Raw genomic sequence first — 22,952 nt, 5'->3', positions numbered from 1 at the left:
CTCAGCCGGTAATCGACGCTTTTCGCTTCTTATACAATTCTTAAAGTTGAGCTGCTTCAGGTTCTTTTTGCGTTAACTGTCTAATCTTAATATGAAAAGCAGCAAATACTAAAGTAGTAAACGGACTCAAATAATTAAACATTGCATACATCAAGTAGCTCGCCACCGGAACTCCTAAAACTCCGCTATGGTATGCACCACAAGTATTCCAAGGAATTAAAACAGAAGTTACCGTACCAGAATCTTCGAGTGTTCTACTTAAATTCTCAGGAGCTAAGCCTTTATCTTTATAAGCTTTGGCAAACATTTTACCGGGTACTACAATCGCTAAATATTGATCAGATGCTGTGGCATTTAAAGCTAAACAGCTAATCACCGTACTGCTAAATAACCCGAAAGTACTGTGGAAAAGATTCAATAAAGCACGGCTTATTCTTGAAAGTGCGCCAATGGCATCCATAATTCCACCGAAAACCATCGCACAAATAATTAACCAGATCGTACCCAGCATTCCGGCCATTCCCCCAGAAGAAAATAGATCATTCAGCGATTCATTAGAAGTTTCAATAGCGGTATCGACGGTAATTGCATTTAAAATTCCTTTATACCCCGAAAAGAAGTTAAGGCTTTCGCTATCGCCTAACTTAGCAATAATTTCAGGTTGAAAGATAAGAGCAAAAATAGCACCTAATAATGTTCCGAGTAATAAGGCAATTAAAGGCGGCGTCTTTTTAACGATCAAGAAAATAACCACTACCGGAACAATAAATAGCCAAGGCGTAATATAGAATGACTCTTCAATGGAGGCTAATATCGAATCGGTATCGGCAACACCGGTGGTTTCAATATTTAAACCGATGATTATAAAAACAATAAGGGTAACCAATATCGTAGGCACTGTGGTGTACAACATATACCTGATGTGGGTAAATAAGTCGGTACCTGCCATCGCCGGAGCTAGGTTGGTCGTATCACTCAGTGGCGAAAGTTTATCTCCAAAATAAGCCCCCGATAAAATGGCTCCTGCCGTCATCCCTAAAGAGATCCCCAAGGCATTGGCAATCCCAATCAATGCAATACCAACGGTAGCAGAGGTGGTCCAACTACTTCCGGTCGCAATAGAAATCACCGAACAGATCACAACGCAAGCCGCAAGAAATATAGTCGGGTTGAGTATTTGTAAGCCATAATAGATCATCGTAGGAATAATACCACTCACCAGCCAAGTTCCGGCTAAAGCGCCTACCATCAATAGTATTAAAATAGGACCTGTCGTCGATTTAATATTTTGAGCAACTTCTTCAACCATCGAAGCATAAGGCACTTTATTAAAATGACCAACAATTGCTGCCACAGCTGCACCCATCAATAAAATAAACTGATTAGAACCATTTAAGGCATCGTCTTCAAAAACATATACATTGTAAGTTAACATTCCAATTAAAGCAAAAACGGGAATCAAAGCTTGAAAGATGCTTAAATTATTTTCAATTACTTTTTGGCTATTAGGATCGGTAGTTTGGCTATCCATTAATTTATTTTTAAAAGATCAAGTTGTAATTTTACAATTTTTTAACTTGAAGAGCAAATTGCTAAAAAATAAACTTCACATATACCGATAATCTATGAAATTTGCACTTTATGGAAAATATTGATTCATAAGACTTAAGCTCTATAGATGCTAAGAAAAATATATTTTTTTTAAGATTTTTGATGATATATATTTATATATTTGCCGCGTTACCCCTTTTAAATTTTAATAATTAAATGTTATGAAAAAAAGGTACACTCTTTTTATTTTAGTTTTATTATCTATTCGATTTTCTGCCTTTGCGCAAGTAGGGGTAAATACCACCGATCCTCAAGCATCTTTAGATATAAGAGCGAGCAATCCTTCGTCGCCTTCAAATTCTGACGGGCTTTTAATCCCTAGAATAAGTGCTTTTCCAAGTACGAACCCAACGGCTTCTCAAGATGGAATGATTGTTTATTTAACCACTACAGTAGGTACTAACACTCCTGGTTTTTATTATTGGGATAATGTAGAAAGTGATTGGGTAAGTTTTGGAAGTGGAGGTTCTTCAAACAATAGTTGGAATGTTTCTGGAAATGTAGGAACAGATAGTGATAATGATTTTATAGGGACAACAGATGCAGAAGCTTTGGTGTTTGCTACAAATAATTCACCAAAATTAAGAATAACAACGAAAGGTCAACTGGAAGTTTTAAACACGGGGAGATCTGTTTTTTTAGGTCGTTTTGCTGGTCAGAATGATGATTTAACTGATAATTATAATATCTTTATTGGTTATGCTGCTGGACAATTTAATGTTGGAGGTGAAAAAAATATTGGTTTAGGTTATAATTCATTAAAGTTAAATAACTCGGGTTCCTTTAACACGGCTGTAGGCGACTCATCATTAAGAAATAACGAATCAGGGATTAGAAATTCTGCATTTGGAGAGTATTCTTTAGCATTTTTATTAACAGGTAATTATAATACGGCATTCGGTGTTAGGTCATTAATGTATAATGAAGGCGGTCAGTTTAATACCGCAATTGGAGTACAAGCCTTAAGAGATAATCTTTCGAGTTATAATACATCTTTAGGAGGACGTTCTTTTTGGTCTAATGAGAGTGGTGGTAATAATGTAGGCTTAGGTTATGGTACATTTTTTACAAATCAAAGTGGTTCTGGAAATGTTGGGATTGGATATAGAGCTGGTGCTTACGAAACCGGAAGCGATAAATTATATATTGAAAACTCTTCAAGCGACACACCATTAATAGGTGGTGACTTTTCTATCAATAGATTAGGGATTAATGTAGACATGTCTGACGTAAACAATCTTACCCATACATTAACTGTTGGAGGAGATTTGTATGCAGATGAGATCTATACCTCTGGAGGTGAGTTATTGCCAGATTATGTTTTCGAAAAATATTTTAACGGAGAATCAAAAATATTACCTTCATACCATTTTAATAGTTTAGCCTTTGCTGAACAATTCGTAAAAGAAAATGGACACTTACCAGGAGTAGTTTCTTATGAAGACCTCAAAAACAAAAATTTTAAATATAATTTGTCAGATTTTTCAAGAATCAATCTCGAGAAAATAGAAGAGTCTTTTCTCTACATAATAGAGTTAAATGCTAAGATTGAAGCTCAAGAAAAAGAATTGAAAGAAAAAGATGAACAAATAAAATCTTTAGAAGAAAGATTGAATAAAATTGAAAAATTGTTGATTCAAAAATAAAATTAACATACACTTAAAATCCTAGTAAAGATACCTTAAAAGGGTATCTTTTTTTATTTTATCGTTTTTTTTTACTACTTAGCGAATATATTTCTATGCTAAGTGCTTTAGTTATTTTTTTGCATCGAATTTAAAATATTAGATGTGAAATCGTTCAGACTACTTATTCAAAAAACATTAATATTATTTTTATTATTTAATTTCTTTAATATCTCTGCTCAAGTAGGTATTGGAACTACTGAGCCTGATGAGTCTAGTATTCTCGATATTAAGTCTTCAAATAAAGGTGTTTTACTTCCAAGAATAGATTTAGGAGTAACTGCTATAGAAAATCCAGCTAAAGGTTTAATTGTTTGGAATACAGATTTAGCTAATGGAGAATTAAATACAGGTTTGTTTTATTTTAATGGTTCTACTTGGTTAAATTTAGTATCGAATGAAAAATTAGATGCAGAAATAAGTAACTTACAATCTAGTTCTGGTACAGAAGCTGGCTCTGGCGGTTGGGCAGATGGCGGTAATCAAGCTAGTGAAGGTGATTTTATTGGAACAACAAACTATATTCCCTTAGAATTTAAAGTCAATAATCAAAGGGTTGGTTATTTACAACCTAATGGAGGGATGTCTCTAGGTAGAAATGCAAATGCTAATGCTAATACTAATAAAAGTATTGCTATAGGTGATGCTGCAGAGAGTACTACAAGTAATGAAGCAATAGCTGTTGGTTCTAATGCAAATGCCTCGGGTTACAAATCGATTGCAATTGGAGCTTCAACTTCTTCTTCAACAAATAATTCAATAGCTTTAGGTACTTCATCTTCGGCATCAGGGCAAAATAGTTCTGCTATTGGTAGTAATTCTAGCGCAAGTGGTCAAAATGCTGTGGCTATAGGTTACAATTCTTCTGCAAATGAAGCAAATACAATTATTTTAGGAAATAATGAATCAACTGGGTGGAGTGCAACAAAAGTAGGTATCGGTACTTCAAGCCCTTCAGCAAAATTAGAAGTAAATGGTTCAATAAAAATTACTGATGGAACTCAAGGTGCAGGAAAAGTATTAACCTCTGATGCTAACGGAAAAGCAAGTTGGGTGGCACCACCAGATGTGAAGTATTTTGCTGAAATTAGAAAATCTTCAACAACAAATCTAGATCAATACAATTATATTCCTTTTGGTACAACAGACTTTCAGCATGGAATTACTGCCGGAAGTAATAATTTTCAGATTCAAAATCAACCCGGTATTTACAGAGTTAGTTTTAAATTAATGATTCAAAAAACCGGCGGTAACTCACAAAACATTAAATTTTTTCTAGCAAAAGGTTATTCAAGTACTAATTTAGTTGCCGGTAGTGAAGTTTATGCTAATGTGAGTAACGGTGAAATAATTACGATTTCCGGAGAAAAATTAGTTCAGCTTAACGCTTGGGAATCTATTGGTATCTTTTCAGATACTTCAAGTAGTAATGTTCAAGTTTTAGCGAGCGGTTCTAGCTTTAATATCGAAATGATTAGTCAATAAATCAATTCAATATAAAATTAAAAACTCCGCAAGTAGCGGAGTTTTTTGTTTATAGAATCCCAACTTCTTGCATACATTCTTTCATGCGTTCAAAAGTTCTGTCGATATGATTATCTAAACCAATAGAAAAACGAATTAATCCGTCACTTAATCCCATTTCGGCTTGTTCTTCTTCAGGAATTTCAGAGGAAGTTGAAGTTCCCGGAGCGCTAAATAAAGTTTTATAAAATCCTAAACTTACCGCTAAATAACCTAAATTTTTCTCCTGCATTAATTCCATTAAAGTATTGGCTTTTTCTAAAGAACCTACATCGATGGTAAGCATTCCACCAAAACCATATTCATCATTCATCATTTGCTTGAAAGTTTCGTGACCGGGATGATTTTCTAAACCGGGATAAACCGTTTTTAAACCTAGTTCTTGAAATTTTTCAGCTAAATACATTGCATTTTCACTGTGTTTATGCATTCGAATATGAAGTGTTCTCAAGTTTTTTAAAATGGAAGCCGATCGAAAACTATCCATCGTTGCGCCCAAAAGCATACACGCGCCATCATTTACACTGCGCAATTGATTAATAAATTCTAACGAACCACAGATCACGCCGCCAACCGTATCGCTACTTCCGTTGATGAATTTTGTAAGCGAATGAATCGTAATATCGGCTCCTATTTCTTTTGGGGTAATAGAAAGTGGAGAAAACGTATTATCGACCACCAATTGTAAATTGTGCTTTTTTGCAAGTTTTGCCAATGCCGGTAAGTTGGCAATTTCCAATAGTGGATTACTAACCGTTTCACAAAAAATAACTTTGGTTTTGGGAGTAATCGCAGCTTCAACTTCTTCTAATTTGGTAATATTTACAAAAGAGGTAGCAATATTTAGCTTCGGAAGAAAATTCTTCATAAACGCATAAGTTCCGCCGTAAATCGTTCGACTAGAGATCATATGGTCGCCGGCATCACAGAGTTGTAAAATCACCGGTGTAATGGCTCCCATTCCGCTGGCAGTAACGGTTGCAGCTTCGGTCGCTTCCATCGCCGCTAAAGCTTCTCCTAAATAAAGGTTGCTAGGGCTGGAGTGTCGAGAATATAAATAACAACCTTCGGCATTTCCTTCAAACGTGTCGAACATCGTTTTTGCTGAAAGAAAAGTATAGGTAGAAGAATCTGAAATCGATGGATTTACGCCGCCAAACTCTCCAAAATATTGAAGATCCTGTATTTTATCTGAAGGATTATATTTCATTTGAATTCGTTTTAATATTTCTATCAAAATTGAATTAATTCAGAAATAAAATCAATAGATTTAAATCAACTTAGAAAATAATTCATTTAAAAGATATATTTATAGATTTAAATTTTAAAAATTGTTTTTTGAATTCTTTAATGCTGAAAATTTTTCGTTATGAAATTGGATGAAATCGATAAAAAACTTCTGAATATCCTTCAACAAAATGCAAAACTTACGACCAAAGAAATTGCCTTTCGGTTAGAGATGTCAAATACCGCGATTCACGAACGGATCAAAAGATTAGAGCGGGAAGAAGTGATCTCAAAATATGTAGCGTTGATCGATACAGAAAAGATCAATAAGAACTTTTTAGTCTTTTGTCACGTAAAATTAATTCAGCATAACAAAGAGCATATCACCAAATTCGAAAAAGAAATTTTAAAGCTCGATGAAGTTTTAGAATGTATTCATGTTAGCGGTGATTACGATTATATTTTAAAAATTTATGTGAGTAATATGAAAGAATACCGAAGTTTTCTAATTAATAAACTCACGACCATTAAAGTAATTGCAAGTACACAAAGCACATTTATGATCAATCAGGTGAAAAATAATACATCGATTTCGCTTTTGTAATTTATAACCGCTTTTTGCCTTCTAAATCTTGTTGATTGAATTACTTATCGTATTTTTGTTATCGTTTTAAAAATCAACAAAACTAAATTATGAGCACTTACGACGTTGCAGTCATTGGTTCTGGTCCCGGAGGTTACGTAGCCGCTATTCGTTGCGCGCAACTTGGGATGAAAACCGCAATCATAGAAAAATATTCAACCAAAGGAGGTACTTGTCTAAATGTAGGCTGTATCCCGTCTAAAGCTTTATTAGATTCTTCTCACCACTACGAAGATGCAGTAAAGCATTTTGAAGAACACGGTATAGAACTTACTGGCGATATTAAATTGAACCTTGAAAAAATGATGGAGCGTAAAGCTTCTGTGGTTGAACAAACTACGAAAGGGATCGATTTTTTAATGGATAAAAATAAAATCGATTCTTATCAAGGGGTTGGTTCTTTTGAAGATAAAACACACATTAAGATCGAAGGTGAAGAAACAGTTACGATCGAAGCAAAACATACCATTATTGCTACGGGTAGTAAACCGGCGAGTCTTCCGTTTATCGATATCGATAAAGAAAGAATCATCACTTCTACCGAAGCTTTAAAACTTAAAGAAGTACCAAAACACTTAGTGATTATTGGTGGTGGAGTTATTGGTTTAGAGCTTGGTCAAGTTTATAAAAGATTAGGAGCAGAGGTTACCGTAGTAGAATACTTAGATCGTATTATCCCAACGATGGATAAAGCGCAAAGTAAAGAGTTAACCAAAGTGATGAAAAAGCAAAAAGTTAATTTTGCAGTTTCTCACAAAGTTACTTCTGTTGAAAATACCGGTGACGAGGTGGTGATCAAAGCGACCGATAAAAAAGATAAAGAAGTAGAATTTAAAGGCGACTATTGTTTAGTTTCTGTAGGAAGAAAGCCATTTACCGATGGGTTAAATGCTGAAGCTGCCGGCGTGAAAATGAATGATCGCGGACAAGTAGAAGTAGACAAGCACTTAAAAACTTCTGCCGATAATATTTACGCAATCGGTGATGTGGTAAAAGGAGCCATGTTAGCGCATAAAGCCGAAGAAGAAGGTGTTTTTGTTGCTGAAACAATTGCCGGTCAAAAACCACATATCGATTATAATTTAATTCCTGGAGTAGTTTACACTTGGCCAGAAGTTGCTTCTGTTGGTAAAACTGAAGAGCAATTAAAAGAAGATAAAGTTGAATATAAGAGTGGGCAATTCCCGATGAGAGCTTTAGGTCGTTCTCGTGCAAGTGGCGATACCGACGGTTTTGTAAAGATTTTATCAGATAAAGAAACAGATGAAGTTCTTGGTGTTCATATCGTAGGAGCTCGTGCAGCAGATTTAATTGCTGAAGCGGTTACAGCGATGGAGTTTAGAGCAAGTGCAGAAGATATCGCTCGTATGAGTCACGCACACCCAACCTATTCTGAAGCTGTGAAAGAAGCTGCTTTAGCTGCAACAGAAGATAGACCTTTGCATACTTAAGAAAAAGTAAATAAGCATGATAAAAAACCTCACAATTTTATAAATTCGTGAGGTTTTTAATTTTAAAGTAAGATGAAAAAAATACTTGCCTTTGCCGGTTCTAACAGTAAAAACTCGATCAATAAAAAGTTGTTGAATTATGTAGTGGGACGCATCGAAAATCACGAAGTAAAAGTCTTAGAGCTTAACGATTATGAGTTTCCGATGTTTGGTGTAGATCACGAAAATGAAAAAGGATATCCGGCAGATATTCAGGTTTTAAAAATGCTTATAAAAGAAGTTGATGCTTTAGTGATCGCGGTAAACGAACATAATGGCGGACCTTCAGCTTACTTCAAAAACATAACCGATTGGCTTTCCCGAATGGAGCTCAAGTTTCTACAAGACAAAAAAGTATTGTTAATGAGTACTTCTCCCGGAAAACGCGGCGCGGCATCTTCTTTAGAATACTATAAAAATGTTTTACCACGCTTCGGTGCAGAAGTCGTTGAGAGTTTTAGTCTGCCTTCGTTCAATGAAAATTTTGATGTTGAAAATCATAAAATCACCGACGAAATTTTACTACTCGGTCTAAATGATGTGGTTTCAAATTTTGAACAAGAATTGAAAGAATAAATTTTTAATTTATTAATAATTTAGATTTTTGCCAACTGCCAACTGCCAACTGCCAACTGCCAACTGCCAACTGAATACTGAACACTGCCAACTAAACACTGCTAACTAACCACTCCTAACTAAAAAATGCGTACCCAAAAAAAAATCTCTTTTTCACTTACAGAAAAATTCAAAAATCAACTATTTAAATGGGCAAATCAATTTGAAGAAGTCGTTTGGTTAGATTCGAATAGCTATGAATTTTCAAGTGTAGAATATGAGGCAATTTTGGCGGTGGAAGCGTTTACAGCTTTAAAAACCGATTATGTTAACGCATTCGACAAACTACAAGAATACCAGCAAACCACCAAAGACTGGATTTTTGGTTATTTGACTTACGATCTCAAAAATGATGTAGAAGCATTATCTTCTAAAAATTTTGACGGATTAAGTTTTCCTGATCTTTATTTTTTTCAACCTAAAAAAATCTTTTTATTGAAAAAAGACGAGGTTGAAATGCATTATCTCGGGATGGTCGATGACGAATTGGAAGAAGACTGGCAAGACATTTTAAACACTTCTACAATTTATCAAACTGAAAAAGAAAATACTTCAGCAACTATAAACGCTAGATTAACTAAAGATGAATATATAGCAAGAGTTGAAAAAATGTTAGTGCATATTCATCGAGGCGATATTTATGAAGCTAATTTTTGTCAAGAATTTTATGCTGAAAAATTTCTACTTCAACCATTATTCACCTATTTTGATCTTAATACGATCTCAAAACCGCCATTTGCTGCTTATGTAAAATTAGAAGAATTTCATTTGCTTTCGGCCAGTCCTGAACGTTACTTAAAGAAAACCGGAAGTAAAGTTATTTCTCAGCCTATTAAAGGTACCGCCAAGCGTTTACAAGATCCTGCGGAAGATGAAGCTTTAAAAGAAAGTTTAAAAAACGATCCTAAAGAAATTTCAGAAAATGTGATGATCGTCGATTTGGTGCGTAACGATTTGTCCAGAACAGCTAAAAAAGGAAGTGTTGAAGTAGAAGAACTTTGTAAATTGTATAGTTTTCAGCAAGTGCATCAACTAATTTCAACCGTTACTGCAGAAGTAGCTGAAGGCATTCCGCCGGTTGAAGTATTACGAAGCACTTTCCCGATGGGAAGTATGACGGGAGCTCCAAAAATTTCAGCGATGAAAATTATTGAAGAACTCGAAGCCACAAAACGCGGTTTATACAGTGGTTGCGTGGGTTATATGAGTCCGCAAGGCGATTTCGATTTTAATGTCATTATTCGAAGTATTTTATATAATTCTACAAATAAATACCTTTCTTTTTCCGTCGGAAGCGCAATTACCGCCAAATCTGATCCTGAAAAAGAATATGAAGAATGCCTAACCAAAGCCGCCGCAATGCATCGGGTGTTAGAAAAATAATGTAAACTTCCTGCAAGGTTTTCAAAACCTTGTAGGTTTTAAACGATTTAAAAAATATACCTACAAGGTCAAAAAAAGACCTTGCAGGATTAATAAAATATCAATTCCTAATTCTGTAATTTAAGTTACTTAATTATCGTTAAGAACTTGCTATCTTTGAGGGCAAGATGCTTCAAGAATTTCAGCAACATATTAAGGCTAAGTTTCCGTTTTTACTTCAAGGAAAATGTTTGTTAACCATTAGCGGTGGGATTGACAGTGTAGTGTTAGCTCATTTATGTAAAGCATCCAGAATTAATTTTAGTTTAGCGCATTGTAACTTTAACCTTCGCGGTGAAGAAAGTGAACAAGATGAAGTGTTTATAAAAGATTTAGCTGAACAATTACAAGTTGAAGTGTTTACGCAATCATTTCAAACCGAATTATACGCTAAAGATTATCAACTTTCAACTCAATTAGCCGCGCGAGAATTGCGCTACCGTTGGTTTGAAGAGTTAGCTGAAAAACACCAATTCAATTATATTTTAACGGCGCATCATGCAAACGATAGCCTAGAAACGTATTTAATCAATACGACTCGTGGCACGGGTTTAAACGGTTTAACAGGGATTCCGCAACAAAATGGTAAAATTGTACGTCCGTTATTGTCGTTTAGTCGGGAGCAAATTCAGCAGTACGCGAAAGAGCAAAAAATCGAATGGCGAGAAGACAGCTCGAATGCTTCCGATAAATATGTACGCAATGAAATTCGGCATCATATCATTCCACAGTTAACAGAAGAAAATCCTAATTTGTTGGAAAGTTTTCAGCAAACACAGCAAAATTTACAAGACGCGGCAAATTTGTTAGAAGATTACACGACGATCTTGTTTAGCCGATTGGTGGAAGAAATAAACGGGAAATATTTTTTAAACGTTCAAGATTTAAAGCAAACACCACATACGAAAGCAGTTTTATTTCAGTTATTAAATTCATTTGGATTTACCGAATGGAACGATGTTTATAATCTTTTAGAAGCCCAAACCGGCAAACAGGTATTCTCTAAAACCCATCGTTTAATAAGAGATCGTGAAGTTTTGATTTTGAGTGCGATTAAAGATCAAGAAGATCAACTTATAAAAATTGAAGAAAATCAAGCTGAAATTAAATGGGATCAAAAGCAACTTTCCCTAGAAAATGTTAACGAAATGGGAGCGTTTAGCCAAAACATTGCTTATCTTCCCGCGCAAAAAATAAAGTTTCCTTTAACCTTAAGAAAATGGCAAGCGGGAGATCGTTTTCAGCCGTTTGGGATGAAAGGAAAAAAGAAGCTGAGCGACTTTCTAAAAGATGAAAAATTGTCGCCGCTAGAAAAAGAAAATACCTGGGTGTTAATTTCCGATGAAAAAATTGCCTGGGTCGTTGGTTATCGAACTGATAATCGTTTTAAAATTGAACCGAACACAACAACTATATTAAAACTTACCCTAACTTATGAGAAATAGTATTTTACTTGCATTTCTTGTTTTATTTACATTTTCTACACAAGCTCAATTCGGTGCCCCCGAAGTCGTAAATCCGGTAGAATGGAGTGGAAGCATCGAAAAAAAATCTGATAATTCTTACCAATTTATTTTAGAAGCTGAAATTGAAGAAGATTGGCACGTATATTCTCAAGATACGCCCGAAGGCGGACCTTTACCTTTATGGTTTAATTATTTAGAGGAAGGAAATGGTTACGAGTTAGACGGGAAAACCACCGAAAGTGAATCTGAAACAGAATACAGTGAAATTTTTGGCGTAGATGAAATTTTCTTTGCTGAAGAAGCTACTTTTAAACAAAACATTACTTTAACCGATGAGCAACTTTCAGTTGTAAAAATGGAACTGAAATATCAGGTTTGTAAAGAAAGTTGTATTGGTGAAGAGTATTACGTGGTATTTGATCTGAAAGAGAATGAAGTGAAATTCCTTCAAAATTATGATGAATTTCAAGCTTACGGAGCCACAGCAGAAAAATCTTCTGGAGCAGAAAAAGAAGAAGTTTCAGAAGCGAGCCAAGTTCAGCAATCGGGTAAAAATGTAGATGAAAATGTTGACGAAGAAGAAGATAAAAGCACACTTACCATTTTCTTTTTAGCTTTCTTTTCTGGGTTTTTAGCCTTGTTAACTCCGTGCGTTTTCCCAATGATCCCAATGACGGTTGGTTTTTTTACCAAACAAAGTAAAACCAGAAGTAAAGGCATTAAAAATGCGTTATTATACGGTTTCTTTATCGTTGTGATTTATGTTTTATTAGGGACGTTAGTCGTAGGTATTTTTGGTGCCGATTCGTTAAACGCGCTATCGACCAATGCGACTTTCAACATTATTTTCTTCATTTTATTAGTCATTTTTGCAATTTCATTTTTAGGAGCATTCGAAATTATGTTGCCTAATTCTTGGGCTAATAAAGTAGATCGCCAAGCCGATCGTGGTGGTGTTGTCGGTATTTTCTTTATGGCGTTAGCCTTAGCGATCGTATCGTTTAGTTGTACTGGTCCGATTGTAGGGACGTTACTGGTTCAAGCTGCTTCAAAAGGTGGTTTAGCACCGGTGATCGGGATGCTTGGTTTCTCGTTAGCGATTGCTATTCCGTTTGGTTTATTTGCTTTATTCCCGGCTTGGATGAATAGTTTACCGCGTTCCGGAGGTTGGTTAAATACCGTGAAAGTATTTTTAGGATTTTTAGAATTGGCCTTAGCTTTTAAATTCTTATCGAATGCCGATCTTATTTTGCAAACTCACGTTTTAGAAAGAGAGATTTTCTTAGCAATTTGGATCGCTATTTTCGGAACTTTAGCGTATTATCTCTTCGGAAAAATGAAACTTCCGCACGATTCTGAATTACCACATATCTCTGTCGGAAGACTTTTATTAGGTTTATTAACCTTAGCGTTTACGGTTTATTTAATTCCCGGACTTTGGGGCGCGCCATTAAAAATTTTAAGCGGTGTAACTCCGCCGATGAATTATAGTGAATCTCCGTATGGAGTAGGTTATAAAAAATTAGGTTCTGGCGGTGCTAGCAACGATGAGTTTCCTGAAGATGCTTATTTAGGCCCAAACGATATCGTGATGTTTAAAGATTATGATAAAGGAATGAAATACGCGAAAAAGAAAGATTTACCGGTTTTACTCGATTTTACCGGACTTGTATGTGCTAATTGTAGAAAAATGGAAGAACGCGTGTGGAGTGAACCGCAAGTGTTAGGAAAATTGAAAAACGATGTGGTGTTAATTTCATTATATGTCGATGTGAAAGATGCATTGCCGGAAGACGAGCAATATACCAGCAAAACCACCGGAAAACGTATAAGAACCGTTGGTAATAAGTGGAGCGATTTTCAGATTGAGCATTATGGCGTAAATGCTCAACCTTATTACATTTTATTAGATCACGAAGAAAATATGCTGAATAAACCTGTTGCGTACACACCAGATGTTGAAGAATACGCTGCTTGGTTACAAGAAGGAATCGATAAATTTAAAAACTAAATTTATTCGGTATCACAAGGTTCGGTCGGATGGCCGCTAACTTCAAAACTTAAGCCGTCTACCAATACATAAAATTTTTGCTGATCGGTATAAATCTCTACAGGTTCACTCGTTTGGTGAGCCTGTAATGTTTTACGTTGGTTGGTTAAGAAGTTATTTTCTTCTTCAGTAATTCCGTAATTAAAGGTCACTAATTGATGATAATTATTTTTAAACTGAAGTTTCCAACGAAAACGCTTACCTTTTTTACCGTCTTGCACTAATCGATACTGAATGTTTTTGTAGCAGTTGGTAGAAGTCCAGTTTTTAGCAAGCGTACTAAAATTAGAATAAGCGATAAACCCTAAGAATAAAATGGCGCTTACCATCAATAAATCGCGTAATTTTAACTTCATACTTATTTAATTTTTTGTGTTGAAGTAGAATCTTTGGCTGTTACCGCTTTCTTTTCAACTTCATCTTGTTGAACTTTAAATTGAGGTTTTACATAATTCATTGTTGCTTTTCCTACATCAAAATAACTTACGAGTTGCAAACCTTTTTTATACGGAATTGAAATAGTATCACTATCGGTAGCCATTCCGTATTTTTCAATAATAAAAGTATTGTTTTCCTTTTCAGTTAAAGGAACTCGCGCATAACTAATCGTTGCCGGTAAAGTTTGCCAATTTCGCGTATCTGCTTTTTCGGTGGCGGCACCGGCAATATCTGCTCCGGCTTTAACGATACCTTCTGCATCATCGCCTAAAAGTTCTTTTGCAATCGCACCTAAACCTGCGCTGGTAGCTTTTTTTGCGCCGAGTCGTAAAGCAATATCTACCGCTTCTCGTAACATTCTATCGTGCAAAGTTTGCTTTGCAATAGGATAAAAATCTTCTACTAACTGAAAGTTGGTTTGTTGGTTATTAAACTTTAATCGAGCACCTTTATAAAAACTTTCTCGTTGTACATATTTTGGGATGGCAATAGAAGTTATACCCAAATTTGTTCCCGGTGGGATGGGAATAAAAATTGAATTTTCAGCATCATCGACCGCTACAAAAGCTCCATCTACCGCAGTAATTTGAGTTTGATCTTTTGCAGGTCCTAAACCGTTTTCCCAGAAAATAACTGCTTCGGCAGGATGCGAAGTAATTTCTTCCGCAGTTAAATTAAATTGTTTGCTATAGGTTTGGTATTCTTGTGTAAAACCTAATTGTTTAGCAGTTCTAACTAAATCTTTTTGTAATTGAAGCGGAATTTGCACTCCGTAATAAGAATTATCGTTTCCAGCATATAATTTTTCAGCATTACGGTAAGCGATAAAAGCATTATTAATATCGCCGGTCGCTTCATATAAAAGTCCTTGAAGTATTTGCGCAAAAGCGTCTTCGGTATATTTATTTTTGTTCTTCTTATATTTTTGGTTGAGTTCAAGCAGTTTAATATTGATACGTTTTGCTTCCACCAAAGCTTCATTAGGCATTCCTAATTGAAAATAATTGAGCGCCATATAGTAATGAATCATTACTTTTTCAAAATCTTCACCTTTATAAGGCGCTGCCATTGGGTTGGTGAGTTTGGCTGCAACTGCCTGGCCGGCATTGGTGTTAATTCTGTCGTCAATTAAAATATAGGCTTCTTCGAAGAGATGATTACTTTCTTTATAATTACCGTTCATATGTTCTACTTTTCCCTTTTCCATCAGGTAGAGTAGGCGGTTTCTTTTTATAGAAAGAAATTTATTGTCTTCGATCAATGTGGCCGCTTTCCCGAAATTTCGATAATAAACCTCATTTTGAAATTCGTAAGAACGATCGTTATAAGTGATTCCGCAGGAATTTAAACAAAAGATAAAAACTCCTACGGAAAGACTTTGAAACCAAATTTTGGTTGGTATGCGCATAAAAATTAGGCTTAGTTAACTAGCTTCTTGATTTTTTTATCACCAATCCAAACTTTTTCGTTGGTCTCTAAATTAGTTAATTCTAAATCTACTTGGTAGTAAATGGTTTTATCTTTTTTGTATTGATCGACGATCGAATTGATCGTACCTTGTAACATAAAGTCTGCTCCTTGCTCTAAACCAAAACTTTTCATACTAGAAGCTGAAGAGTAATTTTGCTGGTCTGCACGTTCTGCTCTAATTTCTTCACGCATTGCTCCGGCTTGTACCAAGCGCATTCTACTGCTATTAATTACGGCTTTCTCAATGTCTTTAGAAAAAGTTTCGGTAGCAATATGTTCGTGCGATTTATTGGTGATCATCCCAACAATAAGTACAGGCACTTCGCCACCGTTTTGAGAAATATACGTGTTGTACCAAGGGTGAGCCATCATCTCACTGGTAATTTCTTCTGCAGTAAGACGAGAATCGGTGTCGTTCCATCTACCGCTAAGATCGGTAACGGTATCTTCACTCACACGAGTAACTTTTTGTCCGCAGCTTAACACGGCAAAAGAAATTAAAATTAAAAAAGCATAAAGCGAAAAAGATTTTTTCATAATGATCGTTTATTATTGATTTTAACACTTCTAAATTAGTTAATATTTTATAAAAAATAAGTACTAATATTAAATTTTAATCATTTTAAAATGAATTGGTTAACGCTTACCACTCTAAACAAGGGATTTTTTGTGAATCTAATTTGTACTATCTTTAAGCGATTTCTAAAAAAATAAATTGAATGAACACCCACTTAAAAAATTTTACCCTAGTATTTATTGCCTTTTTTTCACTTCAGTTAGTTGCTCAAAGTGACTATAAAGTAGAAGATCATTATACCAAACAAGAAGTCGATATCGAGATGCGCGACGGTATAAAATTACATACCACCATTTATTCACCAAAAGATACTTCGCAAGAATATCCGATCATAATGCAGCGAACGCCTTATAGTTCGCGACCTTATGGTGAAGGAGAATTTCGCTCGAAAATTGGTCCGAACGAGTTTTTAATGAAAGAAGGAAACATTATAGTTTATCAAGATGTTCGTGGTCGTTGGATGAGTGAAGGCGATTATGATAATATGCGACCATTTATTCCGAAAAAAAAAGGAAAAGAGATCGATGAAGCCAGCGATACTTATGATACGATCGAATGGTTAATCAATAATGTAGAAAACAATAATGGTAACGTAGGAACTTGGGGAATTTCTTATCCTGGTTTTTACACGTCATACTCGTTACTTTCTGGTCACCCGGCCTTGAAAGCCGCTTCACCACAAGCAAGTATTTCAGATTTCTTTTTTGACGATTTTCATCACAACGGTGCGTATTTATTAAGTTATTTTATGGCAACGGCTTTGTTTGGTAATCAAACTGAAGCACCAACTACAGAATCTTGGTACACGTTCCCAAAACTACCTAGTAAAGATCAATACCAATTCTTTTTAGATCATACGCCGATCAATCAATTAGATGAATATTATCCCGATAACTTTTTTTGGGATCAGTTAAGCGATCATCCTAATTACGATAAGTTTTGGCAAGACCGTGGACTTATTCAGCATTTAAAGAATGAAAAAATTAAAACTGCTGTAATGTACGTTGGTGGTTTTTTTGATGCGGAAGATCTATACGGTCCATTCCAAAGTTATAAAGCGATTGAAGAAAATAGCAACAATTACAACACGATCGTTTACGGACCTTGGAGTCACGGCGATTGGGCAAGAACTTCTAAGCGACAAGCCGTTGGTAACGTTTATTTTGGTGACGATCTTTCTGAAAATTACCAAAAAGATGTAGAAACAGTTTTCTTTAATTACTTTCTGAAAGAAGAAGGAAAACCGAAAAACTCGCCACTACCGGAAGCGATGATGTTCGATACCGGAAGTCACGAATGGGCATCTTTTGAAGCTTGGCCACCAAAAGCCACTAAAAAGAAAACTTACTATTTAGGAGAAAATCAGCAATTAAAATCTTTACCGAATAAGGCTTTCGAAAACAAATTTGTGAGCGATCCCAAAAAACCGGTTCCATATTCAGAAGATATTAAAATTGTATTTACGCCAAGAAAATACATGACTGACGACCAACGTTTTGCGGCCAGAAGACCCGATGTTTTGGTTTTTGAGACTGAAGTGTTGGAAGAAGATATCACGATGGCCGGCGAGATCGAAGCGAAGTTAAATGTTGCTACCACAGGAACCGATGCAGATTGGGTCGTGAAAGTAGTCGATGTTTATCCTGCCGATGCAGAAGATACGGAAGAAGTACAAGACCATTTAAAAATGTCGAATTATCACATGATGGTGCGTAGCGAAGTTTTACCGGCAAGATTTAGAAACGGATTCGAAAAAGCGGAAGCGAGTGTCCCAAATCAAAAAACAGATATCGATTTCACTTTACAGGGAATTTATCATACTTTTAAAAAAGGACATAAAATCCAAATACAAGTACAGAGTACGTGGTTTCCTTTAATCAATTTGAACCCGCAGACGTTTGTACCGAATATTTTTAATGCTGAAAAAAGCGATTATAAAAAACAAACCCATACCGTTTTTGGAGATTCTTCTATAGAATTTACGGTCTTGGAAAAATAATATCAAATGAAACTGAAGCTAAAACTTATCTTATTTTTTGCTGTTTTTGGGCTGCTGATCTCTTGTAAAGAAAAGCCCAAAAAAAGTGAAATGAATACTGCAGAAATTGAGCAAGAGTCTCAACAGTTACAGGCTTTTTTCGATAAAGTTTATCAAGAAGATCTAGAAGACTCACCTATGATGCAAACCCAAATTGGTTTAAAAACCGATTATGGACAATGGGACGATTTTTCGCATACTAAATATCCAAAAGATCTAGAAAAAGCGAAAAAGCGCTTAACGTACTTAAAAGATAGTATTAATGTAAATGCACTTTCTAAGTCAGAAAAGTTGAGCTATCAACTCATGCGTCGAGAATTAGAAACAGAAATTAACGATTATAAATTCCGTTTTTACGATTATCCTATTAACCAGATGGGCGGTTATCATTCGAGTCTTCCGGCGTTTCTAATCAATCAACATCGAATCGATTCTGTAGCAGATGCAACCGCTTATATTGAGCGTTTAAAAGGGATGCAAAAGGTTTTTGAAGATATTATTAAAACCATGCAAATACGAGAGAAAAATGGAGTTTTGCCTCCAAAATTCGTATTTACCAAAGTTTTAGAAGATTCTAAAAACGTGATTACCGGTAAACCTTTTAGCGATTCAAAAGAGAATAGTGTGTTGCTACAAGATTTTTCAGATAAAATAACTGCGCTAGAAATTTCAAAAGAAAAGAAAAAAGAATTATTAGCGCAAGCCAAGAAAGTATTGAAAGAAAATGTACAGCCGGCTTACGAAAGTTTAATACAAACTTTATTAGATGAAGATCAGCGCGCGACGGCAGATCACGGGGTTTGGAAATTCCCAAAAGGAGATGAGTATTACCAAAACCGATTAAACTATTACACGACTACGCATCTTTCTGCAGATGAAATTCATAAAGTAGGTTTAGAAGAAGTCGATCGTATTCATAAAGAGATGGAAACGATCATGAAAAAAGTAGATTTTGAAGGATCGCTGCAAGATTTTTTCAAGTTTATGAAAGAAGACGAGCAGTTTTACTACGAGCAAAGTGAAAACGGAAAAGCCGCTTATTTAAAAAAGGCAACTTCGATTATTGACAAGATGCGTTCTAATTTAGATGAATTATTTATCACGCAACCCGAAGCAGAATTAGTGGTGAAACCGGTCGAAGCTTTTCGAGAAAAAAGTGCAGGAATTGCTTTTTACCAGCGTCCCGCATTAGATGGTTCTCGCCCAGGAACGTATTATGTAAATCTTTACGATATGAAAGCCGTTTCTAAATACCAAATGGAAGCTTTGGCTTATCACGAAGGGATTCCCGGGCATCATATGCAAATTGCTATTGCGCAAGAGTTAGAGAGTATGCCAGAATTTAGAAAACATTTATTTTATGGCGCTTATATTGAAGGTTGGGGTTTGTATAGCGAATTATTACCAAAAGAGATCGGGTATTACAAAGATCCTTATTCAGATTTTGGTAGGTTAACCGCAGAACTTTGGCGCGCTTGCCGTTTGGTAGTCGATACCGGTATTCACGCCAAAAAATGGACACGCGAACAAGCAATTCAGTTTTATAAAGATAATACGCCAAACGCAGAAAGTGATTGTATAAAAATGGTTGACCGCCATATTGTATTACCGGGACAAGCGACATCTTATAAAATAGGAATGATCAAAATTTTAAGTTTACGCGCAAAAGCCAAAAAAGCCTTAGGAGAAGATTTTGATATCCGAGAATTTCACGATGTTATTTTAACCAATGGAGTAGTGCCACTCGATGTGTTAGAAAAACTGGTAGAAGATTATATTGAAGCGAAAAATGCTTCCGCAGCATAAACTTTAGAAAAAATATATATAAATAAAAAGGAGAAGCTTTTTGAACTTCTCCTTTTTTTGGCTAACATCTGTTAACTTAGTTGACCACTAATTTCTTTTGGATTGTATTTCCGTTTTGTTCTAATTGAACAAGGTAAATTCCTTTATGGAAAGCTGAAACATCGATCGCTTGGTTAGGGCGAATGTTTTCTTTAGTAAGAATTTGCTTACCGGTAATATCGTAAATATGAATACTGTTTACTTCTTCAGATAAATAAATACTTCCGTTTGCTGGGTTAGGGTAAAGGCTAATCGTTGAGGCTTCAAAAGAAGTGTTACTTAAATTAGCTTCTTCATTACCATAGATAAAATATTCACCCGGCGCTAAAGAAATAGTACTGTTGGTATTATTTACTTGATAAGTATTACCAGTCATTAGATTATACCAAGTTCCTGTTTCTTGAAATGCAGGATCTATACTTTGCGTGGTTACTCCAAAATTACCAATAATGGTTACGTATTGAAGTTCTGTTCCTGTTGCGCTTGTATTTTCTAGGTGAATAGATTTAAGTCCGTTGCTATTCCCAACATTCATATCGATGCTTCCGGTTGCAAAAATTTCATTTGATTTTTTCAAAGCGATCATTTGCGCATAAGCATCATAAAGATCTGTACGATCGGTTTCTGTTAAGAAATCCCAACCGTCTGGTTTTTCAGAAAGTTTACAACTGTCATCATTAGGAATAGTACCATCGGTACACGTAAAAATACTCGTATCGTAACCTAATTCTCCAAACTGCCAAATCATTTTAGGACCCGGAACGGTAAAGAAAAATGCTCCGGCAGTTTCCATACGATCCAATGCGGTAGAAAGATCGGTAACATCGTAAGACCCATCGCTATTACCATAAGCTAAGTTTTTGAACATTAGGCGCTCTTCATCGTGACTTTCCATATAACCTACGTTCATTGGTTGTGCAAGCCCAATATTTTCATAAGAAATATCTGAGAAATTAGATGAATTATGATATCCCATTGTAGCTTCATTATAAGGTTCTGTTTGTTTATTCCAGAACATAATTCCTTTTCCTTCGCTTAAACGATAGTTAGACCACTCGATTTCTTCATCTCTAGAAGTACCATTTCCTAAATGTTCGAAAATGATCATAAAGTCTGAATCTACTGCCCATTGTGTATCGGCATAATCTTTTAAAACCTGCACACGATCTGCTTGGTAACTATTGGTACAACTTTCGTTTCCACTACAGTTTTGGGTGAAGCCTTTGGTTAAATCCCAACGGTAACCGTCGATATGAAATTCTTCAATCCAATATTCAGCAGTTTTATTTACATAATCTTTAGTTGCTTGAGATTGGTGATTAAAATCGTTAAAAACGCTGTAGGTATGTGTAGCAGAAACATTAAAGTATGGAGAATCTGTAGCAACGATTCCACCAGTGCAACCGTCACAATTGTTATACATTCTGTAAAGCGGACTTTGACCTGTAGCGTGATTATAAACAACATCTAGAATTACCGCGATCCCACGAGAGTGACATTCATCTACAAACTCTTTAAACATTTCTGGGCTACCGTAATATTTATCTAATGCCATATGAAATGCAGGATTGTATCCCCAGCTTAAGTTTCCGTCAAATTCTGAAACCGGCATTAATTCAATAGCATTTACTCCTAAATCTTCTAAGTAATCTAATCTGTTTTTAACTGCATCGAAATTTTGTACATCGTCAAAATCACGAATTAATAGCTCATAAATCACTAAGTCTTCTTTTGCCGGTGGCGTAAAATTGGTGTTTTGCCAAGTATAAGAAGGAGCATTTCTTCTGATCCAAGAAATAGCTTCGGTCGTCATTCCGGTAGGATATGCAGGAATGTTTGCAAAAGTACTTTGCGAAATAAAAGGATCGTCGTAAGGAGATAAAATTAAAGTCGAGTAGGGGTCTGCAACATTAATTTCACCATCGATTAAATATTGAAATAAAATATCGTCACCGGTTTGGTCTAAGTTATTTAAAGTTATCCAATACTTTTCTTGAGCAGCATCGTAATTCATTAAATAATCACTGTCTATACTCCAGTTATTGAAGTTGCCAATTACGTGAACAAAATCTTTGTCGGGTGCGTAAAGTACTAAAGTAGCCGTGTTCGGGTTGTTGGCGTCGAAGTTGATCCCGTCTTCCATTCCTGCAGGAACTGCAGCCTGAGTTGGGTTAGGTGTTACAATTCCTTGAAAAGTAGCCGTTAAACTACTTGATGTTGAAGGATCTGTAGCTACCAATTCAAAATTAGTGTCTTGTGTTAGCGTGTAATTGTAAGTGTATGATTGTTGATTGTTTTGTGTATCGATACTTGTACCATTGGCAAATAATTCGAAATTGGCATTTACGGTAGTCGATGCGTCAATGTTTAACGTATTTCCGCTATTTAAAATGGTAACATTATCGGTAGGACTGTTTAAATTAAATTGAAAAACACCCACTTCAACAAAATGGTCTTGTGTTTTTTTATCGCCACTACCATCTTTAGCTTTTGCTAACATCCCAATACTACCAATATTAGAAGTACCGTAAAGGTTTTGCGGAATGAAAGTAAACGAATAAGTTCCGTTACCATTGTCGGTGAATTTTTGCGCTTCATCTGAATTTCCCCAGCTTCCATTAGTAGGAGAATCTTGCTGATTTTGATCGTTTAGATCGTAAAACCACGTCCATAAATAAAGATCTGAAACACCCCAAGTTGATAAATTAACTCCGGAAACCGTAATCGTCACCTGATCGTCCGGGTTAAATTGTGCCGGAGTGAGCGTAAAGGTTGCATTTTGCTGCTGTGCAAATATAAAGCTTGCAAAGAGCATAAATACGACCGAAAGTATTTTATTTTTCATAAATAA

The 22,952-nt window shown here is 35.5% G+C and carries 16 protein-coding genes; 10 read left to right on the top strand and 6 right to left on the bottom strand.

What is annotated here, in order from left to right:
* Positions 1-40 precede the first annotated feature (40 nt).
* Entirely contained in the window at positions 41-1,531 is a 1,491-nt protein-coding gene (gene nhaC, locus G551_RS0105025) for a Na+/H+ antiporter NhaC (protein WP_027884530.1), read from the bottom strand.
* Between the two features lie 241 nt (positions 1,532-1,772).
* Here nhaC and G551_RS0105020 point away from each other — a divergent pair, with 241 nt between their 5' ends.
* Entirely contained in the window at positions 1,773-3,257 is a 1,485-nt protein-coding gene (locus G551_RS0105020) for an autotransporter outer membrane beta-barrel domain-containing protein (protein ID WP_027884529.1), read from the top strand.
* A 144-nt stretch (positions 3,258-3,401) separates the two neighbouring features.
* A complete protein-coding gene (locus G551_RS0105015) occupies positions 3,402-4,781 on the top strand; it encodes a hypothetical protein (protein ID WP_027884528.1) in 1,380 nt (459 codons plus the stop codon).
* Between the two features lie 49 nt (positions 4,782-4,830).
* Here the strand turns inward: G551_RS0105015 and G551_RS0105010 are convergent, their stop codons facing one another.
* Positions 4,831-6,030, bottom strand: coding sequence for an aminotransferase class I/II-fold pyridoxal phosphate-dependent enzyme (locus tag G551_RS0105010; protein ID WP_027884527.1), 1,200 nt, complete (start codon positions 6,028-6,030; stop codon positions 4,831-4,833).
* A gap of 159 nt (positions 6,031-6,189) precedes the next feature.
* Here G551_RS0105010 and G551_RS0105005 point away from each other — a divergent pair, with 159 nt between their 5' ends.
* The 6 genes from G551_RS0105005 (at position 6,190) to G551_RS0104980 (ending at position 13,694) form a co-directional block, all read left to right on the top strand.
* On the top strand, positions 6,190-6,651 hold the full coding sequence (locus G551_RS0105005; RefSeq protein ID WP_027884526.1) for an Lrp/AsnC family transcriptional regulator: 462 nt from the start codon (positions 6,190-6,192) through the stop codon (positions 6,649-6,651).
* A gap of 89 nt (positions 6,652-6,740) precedes the next feature.
* Positions 6,741-8,141 (top strand): dihydrolipoyl dehydrogenase, encoded by a 1,401-nt coding sequence (lpdA, locus tag G551_RS0105000; protein ID WP_027884525.1) that lies wholly within the window; start codon positions 6,741-6,743, stop codon positions 8,139-8,141.
* Between the two features lie 72 nt (positions 8,142-8,213).
* The gene (locus tag G551_RS0104995) at positions 8,214-8,756 is read left to right on the top strand and encodes an NADPH-dependent FMN reductase (RefSeq protein ID WP_027884524.1); all 543 of its coding nucleotides are present in this window, start codon (positions 8,214-8,216) and stop codon (positions 8,754-8,756) included.
* A 126-nt stretch (positions 8,757-8,882) separates the two neighbouring features.
* Positions 8,883-10,178 (top strand): aminodeoxychorismate synthase component I, encoded by a 1,296-nt coding sequence (gene pabB, locus G551_RS0104990; RefSeq protein WP_027884523.1) that lies wholly within the window; start codon positions 8,883-8,885, stop codon positions 10,176-10,178.
* A gap of 167 nt (positions 10,179-10,345) precedes the next feature.
* Positions 10,346-11,662 (top strand): tRNA lysidine(34) synthetase TilS, encoded by a 1,317-nt coding sequence (tilS, locus tag G551_RS0104985; protein ID WP_027884522.1) that lies wholly within the window; start codon positions 10,346-10,348, stop codon positions 11,660-11,662.
* Positions 11,652-13,694, top strand: a complete 2,043-nt coding sequence (locus tag G551_RS0104980; RefSeq protein ID WP_027884521.1) for a protein-disulfide reductase DsbD family protein — start codon at positions 11,652-11,654, stop codon at positions 13,692-13,694. The genes tilS and G551_RS0104980 overlap by 11 nt, the downstream gene beginning before the upstream one ends.
* A 2-nt stretch (positions 13,695-13,696) precedes the next feature.
* Here G551_RS0104980 and G551_RS0104975 read toward each other — a convergent pair whose 3' ends face one another.
* From G551_RS0104975 to G551_RS0104965, 3 genes are read right to left on the bottom strand one after another with little or no spacing between them, the layout of a single operon-like run.
* Entirely contained in the window at positions 13,697-14,089 is a 393-nt protein-coding gene (locus G551_RS0104975; RefSeq protein ID WP_027884520.1) for a hypothetical protein, read from the bottom strand.
* Positions 14,090-14,091: 2 nt separating this feature from the next.
* Positions 14,092-15,579 carry a COG3014 family protein gene (locus G551_RS15430; protein ID WP_051191267.1) on the bottom strand — a complete coding sequence of 496 codons (1,488 nt, stop codon included), beginning with the start codon at positions 15,577-15,579 and terminating at the stop codon, positions 14,092-14,094.
* Between the two features lie 11 nt (positions 15,580-15,590).
* Positions 15,591-16,178 (bottom strand): penicillin-binding protein activator LpoB, encoded by a 588-nt coding sequence (locus G551_RS0104965; protein ID WP_027884519.1) that lies wholly within the window; start codon positions 16,176-16,178, stop codon positions 15,591-15,593.
* Between the two features lie 182 nt (positions 16,179-16,360).
* Between G551_RS0104965 and G551_RS0104960 the strand changes: the two genes are divergently transcribed.
* Positions 16,361-18,217, top strand: coding sequence for a CocE/NonD family hydrolase (locus tag G551_RS0104960; RefSeq protein ID WP_027884518.1), 1,857 nt, complete (start codon positions 16,361-16,363; stop codon positions 18,215-18,217).
* Positions 18,218-18,223: 6 nt separating this feature from the next.
* The gene (locus G551_RS0104955) at positions 18,224-20,062 is read left to right on the top strand and encodes a DUF885 domain-containing protein (protein WP_027884517.1); all 1,839 of its coding nucleotides are present in this window, start codon (positions 18,224-18,226) and stop codon (positions 20,060-20,062) included.
* Positions 20,063-20,138: 76 nt separating this feature from the next.
* Here the strand turns inward: G551_RS0104955 and G551_RS0104950 are convergent, their stop codons facing one another.
* Positions 20,139-22,946 (bottom strand): alpha-amylase family glycosyl hydrolase, encoded by a 2,808-nt coding sequence (locus G551_RS0104950; protein WP_027884516.1) that lies wholly within the window; start codon positions 22,944-22,946, stop codon positions 20,139-20,141.
* Between the last annotated feature and the right edge of the window lie 6 nt (positions 22,947-22,952).

The organism is Mesonia mobilis DSM 19841 (genome assembly GCF_000423405.1).
Taxonomy (GTDB): domain Bacteria; phylum Bacteroidota; class Bacteroidia; order Flavobacteriales; family Flavobacteriaceae; genus Mesonia; species Mesonia mobilis.
This window is presented reverse-complemented; position numbering and strand designations above follow the sequence as displayed.

Coding starts and splice junctions, on each gene's coding strand:
- G551_RS0104950 (WP_027884516.1), bottom strand. CDS start 22,946: ATGAAAAATAAAATACTTTCGGTCGTATTTATGCTCTTTGCAAGCTTT.
- G551_RS0104975 (WP_027884520.1), bottom strand. CDS start 14,089: ATGAAGTTAAAATTACGCGATTTATTGATGGTAAGCGCCATTTTATTC.
- lpdA (WP_027884525.1), top strand. CDS start 6,741: ATGAGCACTTACGACGTTGCAGTCATTGGTTCTGGTCCCGGAGGTTAC.
- G551_RS0105005 (WP_027884526.1), top strand. CDS start 6,190: ATGAAATTGGATGAAATCGATAAAAAACTTCTGAATATCCTTCAACAA.
- G551_RS0104980 (WP_027884521.1), top strand. CDS start 11,652: ATGAGAAATAGTATTTTACTTGCATTTCTTGTTTTATTTACATTTTCT.
- G551_RS0104995 (WP_027884524.1), top strand. CDS start 8,214: ATGAAAAAAATACTTGCCTTTGCCGGTTCTAACAGTAAAAACTCGATC.
- nhaC (WP_027884530.1), bottom strand. CDS start 1,531: ATGGATAGCCAAACTACCGATCCTAATAGCCAAAAAGTAATTGAAAAT.
- tilS (WP_027884522.1), top strand. CDS start 10,346: ATGCTTCAAGAATTTCAGCAACATATTAAGGCTAAGTTTCCGTTTTTA.
- G551_RS0105020 (WP_027884529.1), top strand. CDS start 1,773: ATGAAAAAAAGGTACACTCTTTTTATTTTAGTTTTATTATCTATTCGA.
- G551_RS0105010 (WP_027884527.1), bottom strand. CDS start 6,030: ATGAAATATAATCCTTCAGATAAAATACAGGATCTTCAATATTTTGGA.
- G551_RS15430 (WP_051191267.1), bottom strand. CDS start 15,579: ATGCGCATACCAACCAAAATTTGGTTTCAAAGTCTTTCCGTAGGAGTT.
- G551_RS0104960 (WP_027884518.1), top strand. CDS start 16,361: ATGAACACCCACTTAAAAAATTTTACCCTAGTATTTATTGCCTTTTTT.
- pabB (WP_027884523.1), top strand. CDS start 8,883: ATGCGTACCCAAAAAAAAATCTCTTTTTCACTTACAGAAAAATTCAAA.
- G551_RS0104955 (WP_027884517.1), top strand. CDS start 18,224: ATGAAACTGAAGCTAAAACTTATCTTATTTTTTGCTGTTTTTGGGCTG.
- G551_RS0104965 (WP_027884519.1), bottom strand. CDS start 16,178: ATGAAAAAATCTTTTTCGCTTTATGCTTTTTTAATTTTAATTTCTTTT.